This is a genomic window from Bifidobacterium catenulatum PV20-2, from assembly GCF_000800455.1.
Classification (GTDB): domain Bacteria; phylum Actinomycetota; class Actinomycetes; order Actinomycetales; family Bifidobacteriaceae; genus Bifidobacterium; species Bifidobacterium kashiwanohense_A.
This window is the reverse complement of the sequence record NZ_CP007456.1, coordinates 109,931-129,789: the sequence shown is the minus strand read 5'-3', so window position 1 is coordinate 129,789 and position 19,859 is coordinate 109,931. Positions and strand designations below refer to the sequence as shown.

Genomic DNA, 19,859 nt, shown 5'->3' with positions numbered 1-19,859 from the left:
AGAACGTTCCCTCACAAAGGGCGAAACGCAAGCAATCGCAAACGAAACACAAATCGTGAGCGTGAGGCGAACATGCGACAGCGCAACGCGCGTAAGCTCAAACAACGCGAACAACGCTAGACGCACAGCACACAAGAGAAGAGGAAGCATTCATGAGCGACGCAACCGTTGCGAAGAAACCGCGCGAAACCGACGATGTGCCGGTTCCGCCGACACTGCGCAAGTCTTTGAAGAATCGTCATATTCAATTAATCGCATTGGGCGGCGCAATCGGCACCGGCCTGTTCTATGGTTCCAGCGAGTCGATTCAGCTGGCTGGCCCGGCCATTCTGCTCGCCTATCTGATCGGCGGTCTGGCGATTTTCCTGATCGTGCGCGCACTGTCCGAAATGGCGGTCGAGGATCCGAAGGCGGGCGCGTTCAGCTATTACGCCACGCAGTACTGGTCGAAGCGCGCCGGCTTTATTTCCGGCTGGAATTACTGGTTCAACTACGTGCTCGTGGCCATGGTGGAGTTGGCCGTGGTTGGCTCGTTCGTGAATTACTGGTTCCCGAACATTCCGAAGTGGGTGTCGGCGGCGGTGTTCCTCGTGGCGATCGCGGCGCTGAATCTTATGGGCGTGAACAAGTTCGGCGAATTTGAATTCTGGTTCGCCATCATCAAGATCGTGGCCGTGCTTGCCATGATTTTCGGCGGTTTGTATGTGATCATCGCGAACGTGCCGACAGCTTCGGGTATTCGCGCGTCGTTCGCCAACTGGTTCACTGTTGACGGCGGATTCCTGCCCCACGGCCTGATGTCTCGCAATGCGGACGGCACGTGGACCGGCCTGCTGATGGCGCTGGTCGTGGTGATGTTCAGCTTCGGTGGCACTGAGCTCATCGGCATCACCGCGGGTGAAACCGAAAATCCGCGCACCACCATCCCGAAGGCCACGAACGGCATTATCTGGCGTATTCTCGTGTTCTACATCTGCGCGCTCGGCGTGATCATGGCCGTGGTGCCATGGAGCACAATCGACGGCGATTCCAGCCCGTTCGTGCAGATTTTCGACTCGGTGGGCGTGCATGCGGCCGCCGGCATTCTGAATTTCGTATGCCTGACCGCCGTGATGAGCGTGTACAACTCCGGCCTGTACGCGAACTCGCGCATGCTGTATTCGTTGGCGAAGCAGGGCAATGCGCCCGCGTATCTGGGCCGTCTGAACAAGCGCGGCGTTCCGGTCGGGGGTGTGATCACGTCGGCCATCATTATTGCGATCGCCGTGGTCGTGGTGTTCGTATGGCCTGATTTCGCATTCAATTATTTGATGTCGATCGCCACGATCGCCGCTGCGATCAATTGGATCATGATTATGATTACGGAAATTAAGTTCCGTCGCGTTGTCGCCGCCGGCGACGGTCCGAATGATTTGAAGGGATTGAAGGGCCAGGAAGCACTTGACAAGCTCGCTTTCAAGCTGCCGTTCGCCAAGGTGACGCCGTATGTGGTGATCACGTTCATGCTGCTGGTCGTGGTGCTGATGTGCTTCTCCGCAAGCTATCGCATCGCCGTGGTCGCCGGCGTGATTTGGCTGGTCGTGCTGTTCGCCGCCTATCAGATCACACAGAAACGCGCCTGAAGTCATAGGGCAGCAATGCGCCCGTGCCTCAAGCTAGGGGCACGGGCGCTTTTTGATTTCAGATTACGATTTCAGATTTCGCTTTTTGATTTCCAATCCGCGATTCCCGCGCTGTTCTGGGGACTCGCGCTGTTCGACTTGTGGTACCGGTCAAAGGTCGCAATCCTGTATGGCGGAACCCTTGCGGCGATCGCCGTGATCGGCTCGCTGCTCGCCTTCATCCTGCCCTTGTCAGGGCGCAGCAAATGCGCAATCACAATTTTTTAACTCATCATCGCATCTTCTCCGCTGCCGGAGCGGGACCGGTCGAAGCGCGGGCACGCAATTCGTACGGCTCTTCCATCAGATGCCCCACACGCTCGCCGCCGATCAGCTTGCGCAGCAATCCGGCGGCCTGCTTACCGGTATCGACCACATCACGGCCCATGGCGGTCAGATTCGGATAGGCCGCGGTGCACATGAAGGAATCATCCCACGACATGATGGAAATTTCCTCCGGCACTTTGATGCCTTGCGAAGCTGCCACGCCAAGGCCTGCCAACGCCATCACATCATTGTCGTAGATGATCGCCGTCGGATGCTCTGGGAACGCCAGCAAACGCTTCGTGGCCTCGCTACCAGTCTCCGGCGTGTAGTCGGTGTGCAGGCAGCGGTAACGCATGCCCAGCTCGGTAGCGACATTTGCAAAGGCGGAATCACGAATATACGAGTGCGCAAGCGATTCGGGACCGCCGACGCGGGCGATCTGACGATGCCCGAGATCATACAGGTATCGCACCGCTTGGCGCACGGCATCGGCATCGGCGCTTGACAGGCTCGGCAGATTGCCGACCACGGAGGCGTCGGCAATGGCAAGTACCGGCATCTCCTCATGCTCCTCAAGCAAGGCAACGCAAGGGTCTCCAAGCTCAACATTAACGAGCAGCATGGCGTCAACGTTGCCGGTGGCGATCCAATCATCGATGATCGAAAGCTTCGCGGCCTCATCCACGGCCATTCGTATCAACAGGGAATAATCGTATTTTTCCAACTCGGCGCCAAGACCGGAAATAAGCTCCATCATGTAGGGTTCGACGGAAAGCAGCTTCGGGTCGTAACCCAACACCAGACCCACGCGCTGCGTCTTCGACTTGGCCAGCGCCCGTGCCGCGCCATTCGGTTTCCATCCCAGTTCGTGCGCGACCTTCAACACCTTGTCTCGGGTCACATCGGAAACACCAGACTTGCCGTTGAGCGCATACGAAACGGCGCTACTAGAGACTCCCGAAGCTTTGGCAACGTCAAAAATCGTCACCTTGCTTTTTTGAATAGGCATGTCCGCGTCCTTCTTCTTAACTTAAATCGCAACTTAAACGATTCATCTACATCGTACAGTAAAAGCGCCGACCAGCCTCTTGAAAAGTCAGTGTTCACAACACTTCCCTCTCTTAAGATTGGCGGCGCTTCAACTTATGTTTTTACTCAACCGAACACGTCAACTGAAATTTCAGTAGTCCTCTATCCACTCTTCTACCGCTTCAGCAGACGGCGTATTCACGGAATCTCACCATTCACGCTTCAGATCGTTGGCGTAACGCAGCACGTTGGCGGCTGCGAACGCACCCGGAGCGGCAAGCGCTGCGGCATCGGCAGTGGCGATATGCAGCACGACGCTTTCGCCCGGAAGCAGCGAGACCATGCCCTCGGCCACCGAAGCCTTCGCGTCGACCTTGTCCGCCATGCAGAACAGGTCACGCACGTAGCTCTTGGCTGTGACGGTAAGTTCCACACCATCTTCCACAGCAACGGCCGCGATACGCTTCGACTGAAGGCGAGTTTCACGTGAAACATTTCTTGTATTCACGCAATGGTTGCGGCACGGATGGTCATCCTCGCATTCCGGAAGACGAACAGATGGCCGCCGAACTGACCGCATACCTAGAATCATTCGGCCCGGATCTGCGGCAATAGCCTATGCGTTCGTGACATATTTTTATTTGATTCGTTTCTGCGATTTTGGTGCCGCAAATCGCAGAAACGTTGATTTTTCAACGATTTTTTATTTGACTGGTATTTGATTCGTATTTGACTGACGTGCGATCAGCAGAACTTCAATCGCAATACAAAGCGTGCGACTGCAGCACACTATAAGCACAGCAATCGCACGCTATTCATTGTCAACTAGCGACAATCATGCAACGTGATTATTCAGCGTGATCAGAGTCGGTGTGATCGGTCAGGTCTAGCTTGAATGGGTGAGCGGGCAGATCATTGTCATTAACCAACGGTGCAGGCCCCCAACTGCGCCACGCGTAGCGCATCATCACCGGCGCTGGCACTTCCGGCGTGGCCAACGTAATCGTGCCGATACTGCGACTGTTAATCGGAATACCGAACTCCGTAGCGTTATAGTCAACCACATTGACCTTCGCGTTGATCAAATCGTCAATATCGCAATCCACGAAAATCGCAGCAGTGGCCGGATGGAACACACCATCAGCGCCGGCAAGCTCGAAACCGGAACGTTCCGGCAGTCGTACCAACGAAGGCAGGCTCTTGTCGAACTTATCACCATAACTGTCGGGCGTAGTACCGCTGAAATGCAGGCCGTGCGCATACCGGAAGAACAGACGCACGCGACCGCCTTCGTCGCAGCGGAAGCCCAGCACAGTCGGACCATACACCGGAATACGGCTCATACCATACACTTGGTGAAGCGCACAATTGCCGAGACGCTCGCCGGGCGTGCGCTTATCAACCGGGTGAATGTTGTTGTATTCACCGCAATCCATGGTGCAGATGGCGAACACGTTGTCGATGGACTGTGCGGCATCCCACTGGGCCTCACGCAGCACCGGCCACAGCATCGGATCGCCTTCGCCCTCGTCGACCTTCTTGTCGATCCACTGCGGCAGCTGCACGATCAGGAACGGCAGATTCTCGCTCCACAGCGCACGCCATTCACCAATCATCATGCCCAGCAACTCACGGTAGGATCCGCAATACGGCTCGTCTTCCTCGCCCTGATACCACAGGAATCCAGCCAAGGAATAGGGCACGATACGCTCCAGCATGGCATGGAACGGACCAGTCGGACGCCACTGCGAGGTCGGCGTCATCGGCGGCGGCCACGGGCATTCGCCGTACTGTTGGGTCAGCGTATCCCACGTCACATCAGGATCGGCTTCACGAGCTGCAGCAATCGACGCATTCCACGTATCAGAACGCGACTGCCATTCGCTATACTCCAAATCGAATTGTTCCTGCGTCTTACCTGCGACCGCCTGCTCGTAGCGCGCAAGATAGCCACGCCCGGATTCGCTGGAATTCAGCGCATCTTCGCTCATCCAACAACTGATCGACGTACCCCCGATATAACAGTCGATAATGCCGATCGGAAGATCGGAATCGAGTTCGTTACGCAGTTTTCGAGCGAAATAGTAGGCTACCGCGCTCATAACGCCACTGTTTTCCGGCGATGATTCCTGCCAGCTTGCCGCATGTTCGGCGTTGCGATTGATCACACCGGTTTTTGGCACATTGTAGAAACGAAGGAGCGGATCGGCGCAGTTTTCGAGGGCTTCCTCAGCGTTTTCGCTGTTACGCAATTCGAGTTCCATATTGCTTTGGCCGCCGGCCATCCATACTTCGCCGATAAGAACGTCGTAATATTCGATGAAATCGTTGCCTGCGGTGACGCGCAACGTGTAGGGTCCGCCTTCAGGCTGCGCGGGCAGCATAACGCGCCACGGAGACAGGCTGTTCTTGATCTCTTTGGAGGCGTACGCATGCGCCTGCACAATCACGGAACCATCGAAATCGCGTATTTCCGCCAAAACTTCAAGTCCAGCGCAATCGGCATCCAACGCGCCGAACACGGCGATGGGTTTGTTGCGCTGCAATACCATGTGCGAAGCGAAAATCGCGGCGACGTGCAGAACTCCTGCCGTGCTACGGTCCTCAATATCGCCGATTGCCGCCGTCATTTCAGATCCGGGCGCAGGACCAGTCGCAGTGACCATGACATCTCTTCCTAATCAAAAATCCCTACGCGTTGTATCCTATGCCGCCTTCCCGTCAAAATACATGAAACTTGCCGTTGCCGCGACGGATTTTTACGGTTTCGCGGCTCACTTTGTGGACCAGACACGCTGCAAGATGAAGGCTCCGGTAGGATAGACCCCAGTTTGCAGGACAAAATCCATGCATGAAAACACGCGAATTCATCTGCGAATGGTAGAAACCCGAGCGCCGGAAGGCGTTCACCCCACTACATAAAAAGGAGTGCCAATCACAATGGCTGCACAAATCTGGTACGAGAACGACGGCGATCTCTCGGTCCTCGAAGGCAAGAAGGTTGCCATCATCGGTTACGGTTCCCAGGGTCACGCCCACGCGCTGAACCTGCGCGATTCCGGTGTGGACGTCGTCGTTGGCCTGCGTCCGACCTCCAAGTCCGTTGAGCATGCCAAGGAGCAGGGTCTGGAAGTCAAGTCCGTTCCGGAAGCCGCAGCTGAGGCCGACATCATCATGATCCTGGCTCCGGATCAGTACCAGCGCACCATCTGGGCCAATGACATCGAGCCGAACATCAAGCCGGGCGCAGCGGTTGCATTCGCTCACGGCTTCAACATCCACTACGGCTACATCAAGCCGTCCGAGGATCACCCGATCTTCATGGTCGCTCCGAAGGGCCCGGGCCACATCGTGCGTCGTGAGTACGCCAATGGCCGTGGTGTTCCGGTTGTCGTGGCCGTGGAGCAGGATCCGCGCGGCGATGCTTGGGACATCACTCTGGCTTACGCCAAGGCTCTGGGTGCCCTGCGCGCAGGTGCCATCAAGACCACCTTCACCGAGGAGACCGAAACCGATCTGTTCGGCGAGCAGAATGTGCTCATGGGCGGCGTGAACAAGCTCGTTGAAATGGGCTTCGAAGTCCTCACCGACGCCGGTTACCAGCCGGAGATCGCCTACTTCGAGGTCTGCCACGAGTTGAAGATGCTCGTCGACCTCATGAACGAGGGCGGTCTGAACAAGGCCCGTTGGTCCTGCTCCGACACCGCTCAGTACGGCGACTACACCAACACCTGCATCGACGAGCACGTGCGTGAGCGCATGCAGTACCACCTGAAGCGCATCCAGGACGGCTCCTTCGCCAAGGAGTTCATCGATGATCAGGACGCTGGCGCTCCGAAGTTCAAGCAGCTGCAGGAAGAGTACGGCAACGTGCGCATCGAGACCGTCGGCCCGAAGCTGCGCGCCATGTTCTCCTGGAACAACGGCAAGGATGACGATGCTGATATGGCCACCTTCACCGGCAAGATCGCCCGTGGCTGAGTGACTTAGGGCTTCGCTTGATCGGGATTCCGATCAAGCGGCCTCGGTCCATCGGAATCCGGTCAATTGGTCCCGATGGACCGGATCGCAAGCCTCAATTACCAATGGAAGGCCGTCGCCCGTTTGTGGGTGTCGGTCTTCCTCTATTTTCAGAGGATTTCACGGTTTTGAGGTTTCAAGGTTCCGAGATTCCAGAACCACGGTTCCAACGAATAACCCCGTACTCGAAAAAATGCGATCCTCACCACCAATCACCAGCCAACACAGGAAAGGGGGCACCGAATCGACAGAAACCAGAAGAAACCATACCCCCATACACGAAAAACCCGATTCATCGCGCCGAACACCTGTCAGCGCGGCAAAAGGAGCCAACACAACGCAAAAGACCGCCGTCCGAACGAATCGGGCGACGGTCTTAACTTCAGATTCCGGCTCTCAGCTCGAAATCAGGCGAAATCACTGAACCTGGGTACGAGCGATCTTGCCGTTGAAGGACTCGGCCATATCAGCATCGGCGTCCGTCTGGTTGTTCCAAGAGAACATAGCGCGCAGCTTCGGACCAACGGTCTCCAGGTGCGGGTGGCTGTACTCTTCCTGCAGCTCCTTGAACTTCGGAGCGCCAGCGGCCTGATCATCCATGAACTCCTTGGCGAAGGAGCCATCCTGAATGCGCTTGAGCTGGTACTGCATGCGCTTCTTGGTCTCTTCAGTGATGACGGTGGAGGTGTAATCGCCGTACTGAGCGGTGTCGGAGCAGCTCCAGCGAGCCTTGTTCAGGCCACCCTCGTTGGCCAGATCCACCAGCATCTTCAGCTCGTGGAACACCTCGAAGTAGGCGATCTCCGGCTGGTAGCCAGCCTCGGTCAGCACATCGAAGCCCATATCGCACAGGTGGTTGATGCCACCCATGAGCACGTCCTGCTCGCCGAACAGATCGGTCTCGGTCTCCTCGGTGAAGGTGGTCTTGATGGCGCCTGCACGCAGAGCGCCCAGAGCCTTGGCGTAAGCCAGGCACAGCGGCCAGGTCTTGCCATCCGGATCCTGCTCCACAGCCACGACGACCGGAACACCACGGCCGGCGGCATACTCACGACGCACGATGTGGCCCGGGCCCTTCGGGGCGACCATGAACACCGGATGATCCTCGGACGGCTTGATGTAGCCGTAGTGGATGTTGAAGCCGTGAGCGAAAGCCAGAGCAGCGCCCGGCTTCAGGTTCGGCTCAACGTCCTTCTTGTACACGGCGGCCTGGTACTGGTCAGGCAGCAGGATCATCACAACGTCGGCTTCGGCAACGGCCTCGGCAACAGGCTTAACCTCGAGGCCCTGCTCCTTGGCGTATTCCACGGACTTAGAGGTAGGACGCAGGCCGACGACGACATCCACACCGGAATCGCGCAGGTTCAGCGCGTGGGCGTGACCCTGGGAACCGTAACCGAGGATGGCCACCTTCTTGCCATCGAACACGGACAGATCGGCGTCCTTCTCGTACCAGATAGTTGCTGCCATAATAGGCGCTCCTTTATTTTTCTTTTTATAGCGATTCGGGACTTGCATTCCCGAACAAACTCGCGATATTTAATTCTTGTTTCGGTTGTTCACAGCGGGCGATGGTTCCTAGGAGGTTACTCCCCCCGGATTGTGTCCGAGGAACCACCCCGCCTCTCCTGCGGAACTGTTTTAGTCCCGCTTTCTTTATGTTGCTTGCTGACGTTCACATAGTGGTTATATTCGCGTCAAACGTTTTAATAAGGCTTACGCGTCGATGTCATCTTGACACGTCGCTGAATAGCCGGTTAAACGGCACTTGGCGATTGGTCACTTGGTGAAATCAACATCCCTAGTCTCCTTGCAGCTCAGCACCGCGACAAGGCAGCACACGGCCATCACGCCGAGGTACAGACCGACAGAGTGGACGCCCCAATGATGCGACAGCCAAGTGGCAATGGTCGGCACGAATGCCGCGCCGACGATGGCTGCCAGGTTGTAGCCGATGCCGGATCCGGAGTAACGCACGTTGGCGTCGAACAGTTCCGGAAGGAACGCGCCGATCGGACCGAAAGCGGTGCCCATCAGTGCAAAGCCGACGCACAGGAACAGCAGGCTGGCAGCGAAGTTGCGCTGGCCGACGACCGCCGGATCAAGCAGGAACGGGAAGAGCAGAGCGAATGCCACGAGACAGCAGGACGAGATGACGATCACGCGCTTGCGGCCGAATTTATCGGCGTTCACGCAGGAAATGACGATGAAAGCGGCGAATACGCAGATGGCGAGCATCAGCATGAGCAGGTATTCACGATTGGTGAAACCAAGGTTGCCGCCACCCTGCTCGACGGTCTTGGTGCCCCAAGCGAGGGACCAGGTTGCCAGCGTGTAGAACAGCGTGTAGGTGACGGCCACCAGGAACGTGGCTTGGATGACTTCCCTCCAGCTCTTCTTGAACACTTCGGTCAGCGGAGACTTGACGACCTTCTTCTGTTCCTGGGCCATGCGGAAGATCGGAGTCTCCTCCATCTGCACGCGCACCACAAGACCGACGATCACCAGCACTGCGGACAGCAGGAACGGCACACGCCAACCCCATGCCAGCATCGCATCGTCATCGTTGAACGTTTCCAACAGGAAGTAGGTGCCGTTCGACAGGAAGAAACCGATCGGAGCGCCCAATTCCGGGAAGGAGCCATACAGCGCACGCTTGTCTTCCGGAGCGTTCTCGGTGGCCACCAAAGCGGCACCCGACCATTCGCCGCCCAGACCGATGCCCTGCACGAAACGGCACAGGCACAGCGCGGCGACAGCCACAATGCCCCACTGGCTATAAGTCGGCAGGCAGCCGATCAGGAACGTGGCGACGCCCATGGTCAACAGCGAAACCACCAGCGTGGTCTTGCGGCCCATACGATCGCCGAAATGGCCGAACACCAAGGATCCAAGCGGGCGTGCGATGAACGCGATGGCGAAGGTCAGCAGACTGGCCAGCAGCGCGACGGTCGGATTGGTGGTGTCTCCGAAGAACACCTTCGGGAAATAGTTCGCAGCGGCGGTGCCGTATGCGTAAAAGTCGTAGAACTCGATGGCGGTGCCGACCATGGAAGCGGCGATCACGGTTTTCACCGAATCGCGCACCATTGCCTGCGCTTTGCCAGCGGCTGCTTCGACTGCACTCATTGGATTACTCCTGTTACGTCTGTCACGCGTTACCGGCTCCCAACATGCGCCGATAACGTCTTTCTTCTATTCTCTTGTTTGCAGTCTTCATTTCGTTGCCTTACGCCTTGTGGGCGGCAACAAAAAGACCCCGCAGCATGCAGGGCCATCAACGTGTGTGTTTTGCGCGCCTCAAACCCTGCCTCCGTTGGCGAGGGATTGAAGCTGCATTGCTCGAATCAGTCCGCCAACGAAAGCGGAATAATAATTCGTGCGGACAGCAGTACGCGTGCAACCATTCCGTTCATCGTGGCGAACCTCCTTTCGCAAAGTCTTGTATTCGGCGGGCGATCCGCTCGAACTAAGCCGTAAAGATAAGCGCGTCCACATACCCTTTCTACTAAAGGTTCACTATGTGGACGCGCAATTTTGAATTTGATATTCGTTTTTCGGATTATCTCAGGTCATCCAAATCATTTCAGCAGCAACGTCAGCACGCCCGCAACAGCCATGCAACCAGCGGCAACAGCGAAAATCAGCAGATACTCGCCAGTCACCGCAATCGCAATCGCGCAAACGACAGCGCCAATCAACGAACCGAACGTATTCGCCAAACTGAACGCAGCCAACGAACGACCAACGGAACGCACATCCGGCAACGTCGCAAGATTCAGCCCTTGGCTCACGCCGTCATACACCACATACGCGAAACCTGCAAACAGCGCATACAGCGCGACTGCCATCGCTCTATCGATCGGCGTCAACGGAAGCACCACGGCAACCACAAACAACAAGCAGGCGGCAATCGCGGGAATACGGGAATCCTTGAAAGCGCGGGCGATGCGGCCAAGCAGCAACGCAGCCAACAGCGAGCCGACGAACGCGGCAACGGCCATCATCGACATAACCGCAGCCGCTCCGGACAAACCAAACATGGCGACCTGCGAAACATCACCCAAACCATCCTGCGCAAGATACCACTGGTAAATCGCAATGCCGGAAGTGGCTGCGATGGCAAACATGCGCGCGGCAAACGCAATGAAGAACTTCGGAGCGCCCTTCGGCGGACGATACTGCGAAAAATAATCGCCCTTCTTCACACCCTCACGAGGCAAATAGCTGCTGGAACCCTCAAACGGCAACACCAGCAATGTAGCCACACCGGCCACCACCAGGCACAACGCAAACACCATCATGGCGAAACGCGTGGTGCCATCCCAACCGGAATCGTCGGCGGCCCACGTAAGCGAAACGGCCGCGATAATGCCCAACACCTGGCCGAACGCTTGGCCAGCGCCACGCCACGCGTCCGCACGATCACGGAACTTGTCAGGCACGCGCTCACCGAAAGCAGCCGCCAGCGGCATCGACACCATCGCATGTCCGATCAGCGTGAACAGCCAGAACACGATGACCAACGGCATGAAATCGCATGCGGAAAGAATCGCCACCGACGTGGCGGTCAGCACCGTGCCGGCGATGATCCACGGGGTGCGGCGGCCCAGCGGGCAGTACGAATGGTCGGAGCCGACGGAGATCCACGCGTTCATCAGGAACGTCAGCAGCGTGCCGACGATGCTGAGCAGCGCCAGATCGGTGACGCGGTTGGTGCCGGAAAGACGGCTGATGGTCTGCGGAATGAGCACGGAGTTGAGCGCGGCCATCGGCGCGGTGAACAGCAGCGCGCCAAGCGCGAAGCCGACGGTGAGGCGATGCACCTGCGGTTTGGTGGGCGTGGTGCCGTCGGGCGCGGTCATCGGGTCGCGCAGGTCGAGGAACGACGATTCGAGGTTCGGCACGGCCGCGTCAAGATGAGCAAACGCGGTCAGGGGGGAGCCACCTTCCGTGTTGATGCGGGTCTGCTGCACTTCCGGGCGTTCGTTGGAGGCCTCGGGCACGCGCGGATTCTGCTGTACGGCCAAGCGCTTCAGGGCCGCTTTGGTCTCTTCGGTCAGCGTTTTTTCGTAATCGGGACGGTCATCGATACCGGGGCGCACGAACACCTGGCCCGGCAGCGGCTGCGGCTGCATTGGAGTCTGCTGCTCACCTGCATTATGTTGATTATCTTCAGTCATCTCTTGTTTCTATTCCTGTTTTTCCTGTTTTGTATCGTCGCTTCTCGTTCTTGCTTCTATTTCGTTGCTCGTTTCGAAATGTCACACGATATTCAGCACATATGAAAATCGCCCGGACGCACTGCAACAGTGCATTCGAGCGATTCTTTCGGCGAAATCAACCATATCAATACGTCCTGTCAGAAAGCAGAAACATGCGATGGCAATCTCAATATCGATATCGCATAAGAATCGATATCGCATAAGAAAAGCCCGGATGCGATTATCGCTTCGCATCCGGACCGGTTGTGTGAGTCTGTTCAGTTATGATTGCGGATTCCGTACCGTTCGATTAGCCCTTGACTGCGCCGGAGGTCACGCCTTCAACGATGTAGCGCTGCAGGAACAGGTACAGGATGAGGATCGGCAGCATGGCCAGCAGTAGGGCCGCCATGATCAGGCCGATATCGTTGGAGTAGGTGCCGTAGAAGATCTGGGTTGCGATCGGAATGGTGTACAGTTCGCGACGGCCCAGAACCAGGGACGGCAGCAGGTAGTCGTTCCAGAACGCCATGGCGTCGATGATGGCGACGGTGGCGACGGTCGGCTTGAGCAGTGGGAACACGATCGTCCAGAAGGTGCGCCACTTGGAGCAGCCGTCGATGCTGGCCGCTTCCTCAAGCTCGTTCGGAATGTTCGTCTTGATCGCGCCGTGGAACATGAACACCGCCAAGGAAACCGAGAAGCCGGTGTGCATGAGGATCAGCGTGATACGACTGTTCAACACGTCAAGCAGACCGCCGTAGACGGAAACGAGCGGAACCATGAGCACCTGGAACGGAATGACCATGGAGGCCACCATGAGTGCGAACACTATGCCGCCGAACTTCCACGAGGGGTTGCGCACGATCACGTATGCGCACATCGCGGAGAACAGGATGGTCAGTATGGTTGCGCTGATGGTGATGATCGCGGAGTTGCCGAACACGGTGACGAAGTTCATCTTGTCCATTGCCCTGGGGAAGTTCTCCAGGGTGAACCCGTGCTTGCCGATCAGTGCTAGCGGAGCGGTGTTGATGTCCGCCTTGGTCTTGAAGACGTTGATCACGACCAAAATGAACGGTGCGATGAATAGCAGCAGCATCATCGTCAGAACGACAATCATCAGTGCATGCAGAACCTTGGTACGAGTGCTGACTTGACCCTTCATTATGCTGCCACCTCACCCTTCTTGCCGAAGTACACCTGCAGCATGCCGATCACTGCGCAGACGATGAAGAGGACCAACGCCTCCGCCTGACCGGTGCCATAGTTCTTGTAAACGAATGCCTGGTTGTAGACGTGCATTGCTGCGAGCACCGACTGGTTGAACGGTTCGCCTTTGGTAAGCGAAAGGTTCAGGTCGTACACCATGAAGCAACGGGTGGTGCTCAGAAAGATGCACTGAACGAAGGAGGAGCGCATCAGCGGGATGACCACGTGCCACATGGCCTTGCCCTTGTTGCAGCCATCGATCATGGCCGCTTCCTTCAGGCTCTGGTCAACGCTCATGAAGCCTGCCACATAGATCAGCATCATGTAGCCTGCATACTGCCAGACCGAAACGAGAATCAAGCAGAGCATTGCGCCGTTTGGCGTGGAGAGCAGCGATGCGTGGTCTGTTTGCGTCGCTGCTTCGGCGATGGCCACGAATGCGCGGTTGAAGACGAACTTCCACACGTAGCCCAGAACGATGCCGCCGATGAGGTTCGGAATGAAGAAGCCCGCACGGAAGAAGTTCTGTCCCTTGATGCCGCTGGTCACGAGGTAGGCCAGCAGAAAGGCGACGATGTTGGTGAGGATGACGGCGATGACGGAGTAGATGAAGGTGCGTCCAAGCGACTGCCAATATGCGGTGTCGGCAAGAGCCGCCTTGTAGTTTTCGAGACCGACGAACGGCTTCGTTGTCGAAACGCCGTCCCAGCTGGTGAATGTCAGATAGAGGCCATAGAAGAACGGCAGGATCACCACGGCGAAGAAAAGAATCGTCGCCGGACCACCGAACATCAGAAACTGGCTGATCTTATAAGAAAGCTTGTTTTGTTTCATGATGGATCCCATTCTGGACGGGGATGTAAGGCCCGCAGTCGATGTTAACTGCGGACCTTGCATCATGTTGCCTTATTAGTGGGTTCAGGCGGTTGCGCCAGTAAACTTGGCGGACTTCCAGTAGGTCTCGATGTCCTTGGCGAGGGTTGCACGATTCTCATCGCCGGCAAGCCACTTCTGGAACTTGGCACCCAACACGGAGTAATGATCATCCGGCAGGTAGTTGTAGTTGTCGATAAGCTTGCCTTCGTCGGCATAGGACTTCACGGACTTGCCCAGCGGATCGGCCGCTTCGATACTGTTGTTCTTGAACGGGGAGATCAGAGCGGCATCCTTGGAGATGAACTCCTGACCTTCCTTGTCTTCGGCAAGCCAGTTCAGGAAGTCCTTGGCGGCCTTACGCTGCTCGTCGGAGGTGTTGTCGGAGGAGTCGATGAAGAAATACTTGGAGCCGCCGCCGACGAGCTTCTCATTGGAGCCGTCATCGGTGTTCTGCGGAACCGGCATGAGGCCCATGTTCTCGGTGTAATCGTACTGGTTAAGCACGGACCAATCCCAGTTGCCGCCGAACATGAAAGCAATTTCGCCCTCGGCCAGTTTCTGCTCAGTCACCTCACGCTCGGCGGAGATGGCGGAGGACTTGGCGTAGTTGTTGTCCTTCATCACGTCGAAGAAGTCCATCAGGGAGTTCCACTTGGCGTTGGAGCCGAGGTCAACCTTGCCGTCCTTGAGCTCATAGCAGAAGGCATCCGGGTCTTCCTGCTCCTCATAGACTTCCGGCAGGAAGTGCGCGGCGAGGGACCAGTCTTCCTTCATGACGCCGGTCGGGGACTTCATGCCACCGGCCTTGAGCTCGTCGATGAGATCCTTGAATTCGTCAAGGGTCTTGTAGTTCTCAGGCTTGAATTCCTTACCGGTGACCTTCTTGATGGCGTCAGCATTGTAGATCAGGCCACGGGCTTCGACGGAAACCGGGAAGCCATAGGTTTTGCCGTCGATGCTGATGGCGTAGTCAGTGTCCTTGACCCAATCCTGGTCAGACAGGTCGATTGCATGCTCGTTGGCCAAGGAGTAGATGTCCTTGGCGTCGACCATGGAGATGGTGTACGGATCCTTGGAGGCGTACTTGGTGGCTAGGTGTGCTGCGACGGTGTCGTTGGAATAATAGACCTCAACGTCTACGCCCTTTTCCTTGGAATACTTCGCAGCCATGTCTTCCATTTGGCTTTCGATTTCAACCTTGGAGTTGAAGATGGTGATCTTGGTGCCGCTGGAGCTGGACGACGATCCGCATGCTCCCAGCATGCCAACGGTCATCAGCGTTGCGACGATAGCGGTGCCAGCTTTCTTCCAAGAAGAGAACTTGCTCATTTTCCAATCCCTTTCTACCCACTATTCACTGAGCAGCCCTGCCCAATGAGGTGATAAAGGAGGCGAATCTCCGACTCGCGTTGTCGGAATTTCTCCGTCCTTGGCATACAGGATATCAAACCGGTTCGATAGTCGTCAAACCGGTTCGAGAAACGTTGTGCACGGTACCGTTTGCCGGCGTGTCGCGTCAATCGATTGACGTATTGCAAACGTTAACATTTCGAGCGCATCAAATATACCTCGAACAGACCATAATGACGGAAAATCATCGCCGATATATCTATCGACATATACAACGTTGCGATACACCGGTGAATCATTATCAAAGACACACAAAACGGAAAATTTATTGCAAGCAGGCTCACCAACACAAGAAGCAGCAAAACCAGTACTGCTGAACATCAGCAGCCCCGCGATCTTCGACAGCAACCAACTGCATGTCCCAGCCCGCAGCACCGCCATCCTCCCCTGCTGATTCCACACCGCCCGGATGTCCGATTCTGCAGAAACAGACATTCTTATGAGGTGCTGAATATGAGAAAAGGCCGTTCTGGAAATCCGGCAGATTCCCAGAACGGCCTTTTGCACGTACGTAACTTTAGGATTGCGCTACTTTGTGGCCTTTAGCGTCGATTTCACCGTCGATGCGACGGAAAATCCAGTTGTAGATCCACGAGCAGCAGTATTGCGGCAACGTAACGCCCATCAAAACCAGTAGCGGAATCATATAGATGAAAAACTGCGCATACAGCACAGCGAACGCGGCCAAGATCACCAGCATGCACAGCGTGCGCGGAAAAAAGCCGAACGCAAGCTTCGTCGCGTTCTTCAGCGTTACGGAAGTCGGATTCTCATAGCGAGAAAGCAATGGGAAGAAATACTGCGCAATCGCAATAATCACCAATCCCACGAACGCGACGCACGCCACCAGAGGTCCGCGCATCGACCCCATGGACCAAGCGAGCATGCCATCAATCACCAGCACAACCGCCGCTAACAAGAACACAAGCCACGGCAACAACGACTGCTTGAGATTACGTTTGAATGAGTCGAAAAACTGTCGTGCCACGTACGTTTCCTCATGACGAACCATGCGCCAGAGCACACCGTGCATCGCCGTAAACGAAGCGCCCGCCGTAACGATCGGCAGGCAGCACAGCAGCGTAAGCACGTTGAGAATAATCAGATCGAACAGCACGCCCATGATGGTGAAAAACATGTTGTTTTGATCGAAGAGCTTTGACATCTTTGACATATGCTCACCTTACCCGTTTGTGCTTGGATTTCAGCTGATTCTCGGGAAAAACGATTTCTTGAGAACCAGAATGCGAATCGTCCTTCCTGAAGGAGAGGTGACAAGAAGGACGATTACAGATTTATGGATGCACGCGCGATCAAGCGACGACCGGTGGGTTGGTGATCAGATCGTCCGTACGATGTTCGCCCGCGGAATCACGCCATGCGAGCGTGGCGACCGGCGTGGTGTTCTCCACACCAAGACCGCGACCCGGCTCGAAGGTGAGCGTGGCCTCGGTAGTTGCGCCCTTCCACGTGAAGCTGATGGACGCGTCACCGTCGGCGCTGTACGAAAAGGTTCCGTCGAACGCGTCAAGCTCATTGCGGAACTTGGCGAGCGCATTCAACGCCTTCACCACCGGACGCTGCAGATTCTCGTCGATCTCAGCAGTGGAATAGTAATGACGATTGATATCGCGGCCATTGTTGGTCTTGCGCAGCAGCTCCATGTCGTTCTTGCCGGCAAGCGCGCCAACATAGTAGACCTGTGGAACGCCTGGCAGGAAGAACTGCACTGCGCGAGCCGCAATATAGTGCTGATCGTTGCATCCTAGCGCCGAGTAGTAGGTGCTGTTGACCTGATACAGATCAAGATTGGACGCGGCAGCGCCGGTAGCGGCCTGCGATTCGCCATGCGTGTTCGCGTGAATGGTGTTGACGAGATTGTCAACGTCCTCATCAGGCACGAGCCCCTTGAGCGAACGATCCAACTGGTCGGAACCAATATCGATCACTCCGATGCCATCATGCGTATCGAGTACGGTGACGGCATTGTTCGGACGGATGTCGGTCCAATGCGCGACCGGCTCAACGTGACCGGTGTTCAACGAATGCAGCAGCAGCGGCGGAAGCGCGAAATCGTAGACGCGATCGACCTTCGATGCAATCTCAACCTGCTTCTTGTAGTAGGAATGCACTTCGATGAGGATTTCTAGACCGCGCTTGACACCCTCTTCACGCAGGCGGGAGATGAGCTTGAATGTCTTCGGGGTCATGAAGCAGCTCGTGCCAGCTTCCTTGGCGCCGTAGCCGACGGCGTCGAGACGAATGTAGCTGACGTGGGATGCGGCCATCTGATCGAAGATGGACATGAGGTATTCCCAGCCCTTGTCGGAATCGGTGTCAATATCAACCTGCTGCGGGGTGAAGCTGACCCAAACCAGGCGGGTCTTGCCTGCGAACTTGTAGTGGGTGAACGGCAGGCCCGGGCGCGGACGGTAGATACCGGCCAGATCCTCTTCGGTGGCGCCGTTCGGGAAGACGGAGCTCATGGTCAGAAACATCGGGTAATACTCGGATTCCTCACCTTTTTCAAGCACGTCTTGGAACTGCTTGGATTCCCAGCTCATGTGGTTGACGATGGCATCGACCATGATGCCGTGGGTCTTGGAAAGTTCAGCAACGTCGTCCCAGCTGCCGAGACGCGGGTCGACTTTGGTGTGGTCGATCGGGTCGAAGCCTGCATCCGCACCATCGAACGGAGTGAAGAACGGCAGGATATGCACGCCGTCATACACGCCGTCGAAGCGGGTGCGCAGGATGTCGGTCATCGAACTAAGAGTGCCATCGCCGAGACGAGCGGCGTAAGTGATGAGTTGCACTTTGTTTTTCATGGGACCTCCCTTGGCTCATGGGCGCGGGTGCAATGTGTGCGCGTCTGCCTGTTTGTTGTTTACGTATTTGCATACTCACGTATGTATCGAACCGGTTCGATATTACCTCGAGAGGGGCATCAATGTCCAGTCACGCAGCGAAATGCGCGTGTCGAACCGGTTTGATGCGGTGTTCTACGCAGCCCAGCCTGTCCGATCCCCACTCAGCGTTCCAACGCGCAGCATCAACGCGTGGTATCGCCTGGCACCAGCGTCATGGGAATAAGCACGTTCGGCTCGAACGGCTTGGGGATGTTCTTGCGTGAGGCGTTAGCCGCGGCCACTTCCTCATTGGCAATCGCCTGCACGATATGGTCGGCCGCCGATTGTGCGATCGCCGAGAAATCCTGCGCGACCGCGGTCAGTTTCATGCCGGCCAAATCGGTCAAATATGTGCCATCGTAGGCAACGATCTGCAGCTCGTCAGGAATCGAAATTCCGCGGCTCAACGCTTCGCGCACGCAGAACGACGCACCAATATCGGAACTGACCACGGCATCGACGCCATCGGTCGCCACCCCATCAAGCGCACGGCCAACCGCACGATGATAGCCGGCGAAATCCATCACCTCACCGGCCTCGATATACTCATACTTCACGCCCGCGGAGGTCAATTCCTGTTCCAACGTGAGGTAGTAGCGCACCGTCGGGAACGTGGTCTTTCCCAAATCGAACGATCCTTCCTCAACTTCTCCGCGCGCAGCCAAATCGAAGAATTGATCTCGCGGACCGCCAATCATCACCACATGTTTGGCACCATTGCGAATCAGCATCTGCGCAATCAGTCGCCCACCCTGCTCGTGGTCGGATCCGATCGACGAAATACCATCTCCAAGCACACGGTCGAACGCGACGATCGGGCGGTGAATCGACGTCCAATAATCGCCAGGATGCGAAGTGTGCGCACACATGACGATGCCGTCCATCATGTGCCGACGCAACATGTCGACATACTGGATTTCGCCGTCCGCCTCATCTGCGGTAGAGCACAGCATAGTGCGTAATCCTTGCGCGGCGAGCGCATGCTGCAGATGTGCGGTAAACGTTGCAAAGAACGGATGACGGATGGTGGGCACGATGACGCCGACCAGATTCGTGCGATCGTGGTACAGGTTGCGGGCAAGCTCGTTCGGCACATAATTGAGGGCTTGCATGGCCTTACGCACGCGGTCGCGCATGTCGTTGGATACGTACCCGTTGCCGTTCACCACCAGCGAGACGGTGCTCAGAGACACCCCGGCCTTCTTCGCCACATCGCGCATGCCGACCATGATCGCACCTTCCCCGTTATCACTGTTCTATCGTTGTATTCT

Annotated in this window: 16 protein-coding genes; 3 read left to right on the top strand and 13 right to left on the bottom strand. The window is 56.6% G+C overall.

Going from position 1 to position 19,859, the window contains the following annotated elements:
* Positions 1 to 152: 152 nt before the first annotated feature.
* Positions 153 to 1,622, top strand: a complete 1,470-nt coding sequence (locus AH68_RS00485; RefSeq protein WP_039196640.1) for an amino acid permease — start codon at positions 153 to 155, stop codon at positions 1,620 to 1,622.
* Between the two features lie 15 nt (positions 1,623 to 1,637).
* Positions 1,638 to 1,889 (top strand): hypothetical protein, encoded by a 252-nt coding sequence (locus tag AH68_RS00480; RefSeq protein WP_039196639.1) that lies wholly within the window; start codon positions 1,638 to 1,640, stop codon positions 1,887 to 1,889.
* 4 nt (positions 1,890 to 1,893) lie between these two features.
* Here AH68_RS00480 and AH68_RS00475 read toward each other — a convergent pair whose 3' ends face one another.
* From AH68_RS00475 to AH68_RS00465, 3 genes are all read right to left on the bottom strand, one after another.
* Complete coding sequence (locus AH68_RS00475; protein ID WP_039196636.1) at positions 1,894 to 2,937, bottom strand: LacI family DNA-binding transcriptional regulator; 1,044 nt, start codon at positions 2,935 to 2,937, stop codon at positions 1,894 to 1,896.
* A gap of 228 nt (positions 2,938 to 3,165) precedes the next feature.
* Entirely contained in the window at positions 3,166 to 3,465 is a 300-nt protein-coding gene (locus tag AH68_RS00470) for a hypothetical protein (RefSeq protein ID WP_236682422.1), read from the bottom strand.
* A gap of 340 nt (positions 3,466 to 3,805) precedes the next feature.
* Complete coding sequence (locus tag AH68_RS00465) at positions 3,806 to 5,623, bottom strand: sialate O-acetylesterase (protein ID WP_039196632.1); 1,818 nt, start codon at positions 5,621 to 5,623, stop codon at positions 3,806 to 3,808.
* Positions 5,624 to 5,897: 274 nt separating this feature from the next.
* Between AH68_RS00465 and ilvC (AH68_RS00460) the strand changes: the two genes are divergently transcribed.
* The gene (gene ilvC / locus AH68_RS00460) at positions 5,898 to 6,938 is read left to right on the top strand and encodes a ketol-acid reductoisomerase (protein WP_039196630.1); all 1,041 of its coding nucleotides are present in this window, start codon (positions 5,898 to 5,900) and stop codon (positions 6,936 to 6,938) included.
* A gap of 456 nt (positions 6,939 to 7,394) precedes the next feature.
* On the opposite strand, the gene ilvC (AH68_RS00455) is transcribed toward ilvC (AH68_RS00460), so the two are convergent.
* The 10 genes from ilvC (AH68_RS00455) to AH68_RS00415 all read right to left on the bottom strand — a co-directional run bounded on the left by ilvC (AH68_RS00455) (position 7,395) and on the right by AH68_RS00415 (position 19,817).
* Positions 7,395 to 8,447, bottom strand: coding sequence for a ketol-acid reductoisomerase (ilvC, locus tag AH68_RS00455; RefSeq protein WP_034878339.1), 1,053 nt, complete (start codon positions 8,445 to 8,447; stop codon positions 7,395 to 7,397).
* A gap of 309 nt (positions 8,448 to 8,756) precedes the next feature.
* On the bottom strand, positions 8,757 to 10,106 hold the full coding sequence (locus AH68_RS00450) for an MFS transporter (protein ID WP_039196625.1): 1,350 nt from the start codon (positions 10,104 to 10,106) through the stop codon (positions 8,757 to 8,759).
* A 452-nt stretch (positions 10,107 to 10,558) separates the two neighbouring features.
* Positions 10,559 to 12,160, bottom strand: a complete 1,602-nt coding sequence (locus tag AH68_RS00445) for an MFS transporter (RefSeq protein ID WP_039196623.1) — start codon at positions 12,158 to 12,160, stop codon at positions 10,559 to 10,561.
* Between the two features lie 331 nt (positions 12,161 to 12,491).
* Positions 12,492 to 13,349, bottom strand: a complete 858-nt coding sequence (locus AH68_RS00440) for a carbohydrate ABC transporter permease (protein ID WP_039196621.1) — start codon at positions 13,347 to 13,349, stop codon at positions 12,492 to 12,494.
* Entirely contained in the window at positions 13,349 to 14,227 is an 879-nt protein-coding gene (locus AH68_RS00435) for a carbohydrate ABC transporter permease (RefSeq protein ID WP_236682421.1), read from the bottom strand. Before AH68_RS00435 ends, AH68_RS00440 begins: the two co-directional genes overlap by 1 nt.
* 84 nt (positions 14,228 to 14,311) lie before the next feature.
* A complete protein-coding gene (locus tag AH68_RS00430) occupies positions 14,312 to 15,598 on the bottom strand; it encodes an ABC transporter substrate-binding protein (RefSeq protein ID WP_039196619.1) in 1,287 nt (428 codons plus the stop codon).
* Between the two features lie 135 nt (positions 15,599 to 15,733).
* On the bottom strand, positions 15,734 to 16,186 hold the full coding sequence (locus tag AH68_RS10495) for a hypothetical protein (RefSeq protein ID WP_144245672.1): 453 nt from the start codon (positions 16,184 to 16,186) through the stop codon (positions 15,734 to 15,736).
* 10 nt (positions 16,187 to 16,196) lie between these two features.
* The gene (locus AH68_RS00425) at positions 16,197 to 16,853 is read right to left on the bottom strand and encodes a YesL family protein (protein ID WP_039196617.1); all 657 of its coding nucleotides are present in this window, start codon (positions 16,851 to 16,853) and stop codon (positions 16,197 to 16,199) included.
* A gap of 139 nt (positions 16,854 to 16,992) precedes the next feature.
* A complete protein-coding gene (gene gtfA, locus AH68_RS00420; RefSeq protein WP_039196614.1) occupies positions 16,993 to 18,507 on the bottom strand; it encodes a sucrose phosphorylase in 1,515 nt (504 codons plus the stop codon).
* 224 nt (positions 18,508 to 18,731) lie between these two features.
* Entirely contained in the window at positions 18,732 to 19,817 is a 1,086-nt protein-coding gene (locus AH68_RS00415) for a LacI family DNA-binding transcriptional regulator (protein ID WP_039196613.1), read from the bottom strand.
* Between the last annotated feature and the right edge of the window lie 42 nt (positions 19,818 to 19,859).